Origin of the sequence: Hadarchaeum sp. (SeqCode) (assembly GCF_049969415.1) — an archaeon.
Lineage (GTDB): Archaea > Hadarchaeota > Hadarchaeia > Hadarchaeales > Hadarchaeaceae > Hadarchaeum.
In genome coordinates, this window is sequence record NZ_JBMFOX010000102.1 from 1 (window position 1) to 2,043 (window position 2,043).

Genomic DNA, 2,043 nt, shown 5'->3' on the forward strand with positions numbered 1-2,043 from the left:
GGCGGCCTTGATGGCCCTCTCCACCGTGATCGTGGCCCTGAACGCCCGCCTCCTCCGGATTTGATCCCCCTCTTGCAAGCTACAAGGCCGCCCAGCAATTGAGATTGTTTGCCGAACTTTAAAAGTTTCCCAACGGACCAAAAAAGTGAGTCATCCATGGGGTTAAGTCTTATTCCGGGCATGGCTGGGGTGCTTGACCGCCGTGCTGGCGATCCGGATGACATTCAGGAACTTTGTTTAATTCAGAACATCGAGGAATATTTCTCGCCGGGCGTTCCCTCGCGCCATGCCGTGATAGGCAGCGCTTGCAAACTCGATGCGCAGCGACCGCGCCATGTGACCGGTCCCACGGCGGATGCCTCAGGACAAGATCTGCCCCAAGAAACGAACCATCACCACGCGTGGACGAACGGGTTTGTGGAGCGGCTACAGGGGACGATCCTCCACGAGCACTGGCGGGTGGCGTTCCGACGGCGGTACTTCACGCGCGCCCACCAGCTCCAGAGGTCGCTCGCGGGATTTCTCCGGTGCGAGAGCGAAGAGCGACCGCATCAGGGGTACCGGACTCAGGGGCGTACCCCAACCCAGGTGTTCTGGGGAGCAGCCGCGCATGGGCTGGCCAAGGAAGACTAACGTGTCAACAGTATTCCGGTACTCGACACTCCAGCCTTGGCTACCGGTCGCCCATGAAACGTTAGCCGAGAAGGGGGTTAAAACCGGTTCCGCTCCGGGGCGTAGGCCCAAGCCAAGCGTTTCTTCGATTACCTCTTTGGACTTAACTGCGCGATCTCCACGGTGAACTTGCGGGGAATGATCCACGCATATTCGCGGGGCTTAGCAGGAAGCGGAGTGCCTTTGGGTACGAATTCCAACTCCCACTCTTCAAACCCGGGCCTTCCGAAGGAAGCCCAGCTAGAAGCAAGCGCTACTAGTTCAGCGTAGAGAGCTTCTGCATCCCCGTAAAGCAAAACGGTTTTCTCTGTCAATATACACGCACCTTTTGCAGGTTCAAAAATACCAGCCCAACCAGCCCGACCATCAACAATGCTAGCAAACAAGAAGAACTCGGAACGGCGGGTTATAGAAAGATTGCACCAATCTCGCAATGGTTTTGGAAGAGGCTTTTCTTCTGTAGGCTGGCCTTTGACAAGCTTACGGCGCACTTCGAAACTAACTTTTTGTTCTAGCGCAAGCTCACCTTGGGCCGTCATAAACCCGGCAGGTCCAACAAACTTGCCAAGGATCTTCTCTTGCTCCATCCAAATCCGGGTGAGCGGGTTATGACCTTCGATGCCGTGCTGAAGGGGGATAAGCATGAACCCTTCCGGGGCGAGCTGTTCTACCCAATGCAAGGAGATGTCAGGACAGCCAACGGTAGCAACTATGCGGTCATAAGGCGCATTTTTGTAGTAGCCATGGAAGCCGTCACCAAAGATCACCTCGATCCGGTCGTAGCCAGCGGCGCGAAGGAGCCGTTGAGTTTGCGCCACCACGTCCTCTTGGATGTCCATGGTGATGACATGGCCCTCTTTACCCACGATTTCGTAAATGAGGGCGGCGGTGTAACCTGTACCTGCTCCAATTTCCAACACTTTTTGGCCAGGTTTAAGGTCCAAAAACTCGAGCATCTGGGCTACAAGCCCGGGTTGTGAGGTTGAACTGATGGGGATTCCGTCGACCATTCTGGTCACCAATGGAGTGTCGGAATAGATAAGTTTTAAGATTTCGAGTTCTGGATTTTCAGGATCAAAATTGACTTCACGAAACTTACGCTGCACTGGGTCAGGGTAGAAAAAAGATTCGAGAAGCCTGTGGCGCTCTACGCGACGGAAAGCTCGCTCAACGACCTCAGACTTGATCATGCCCCTAGCTTTAAGATCGTCTACATACTTTTCGCGCAGCTTTGTAATCTCATCAAGGGCCATGCAGAAATGTGGCGGAATATTCTCCCCCTTGCAAGGCGCGGTGGAGGGTTTTGGCTGCCCGGGAGATGGGCTCTGGTCCGAAGTCGAAGGGAAGACCCGTAGCGGCGAAAAGTTCGGG

The 2,043-nt window shown here is 54.9% G+C and carries 2 protein-coding genes; one reads left to right on the forward strand and one right to left on the reverse strand.

Annotated elements, in window-relative coordinates; genetic code table 11:
* Positions 1-156 precede the first annotated feature (156 nt).
* Entirely contained in the window at positions 157-633 is a 477-nt protein-coding gene (locus ACP5PX_RS08080; RefSeq protein WP_428085438.1) for a hypothetical protein, read from the forward strand.
* Positions 634-761: 128 nt separating this feature from the next.
* Here the strand turns inward: ACP5PX_RS08080 and ACP5PX_RS08085 are convergent, their stop codons facing one another.
* On the reverse strand, positions 762-1,925 hold the full coding sequence (locus ACP5PX_RS08085; protein ID WP_428085439.1) for a methyltransferase domain-containing protein: 1,164 nt from the start codon (positions 1,923-1,925) through the stop codon (positions 762-764).
* Positions 1,926-2,043: the final 118 nt, after the last annotated feature.

Bases quoted from the DNA above. Each gene is read 5' to 3' on its own strand.
- ACP5PX_RS08080 (WP_428085438.1), top strand. From the start codon at position 157: ATGGGGTTAAGTCTTATTCCGGGCATGGCTGGGGTGCTTGACCGCCGT.
- ACP5PX_RS08085 (WP_428085439.1), bottom strand. From the start codon at position 1,925: ATGGCCCTTGATGAGATTACAAAGCTGCGCGAAAAGTATGTAGACGAT.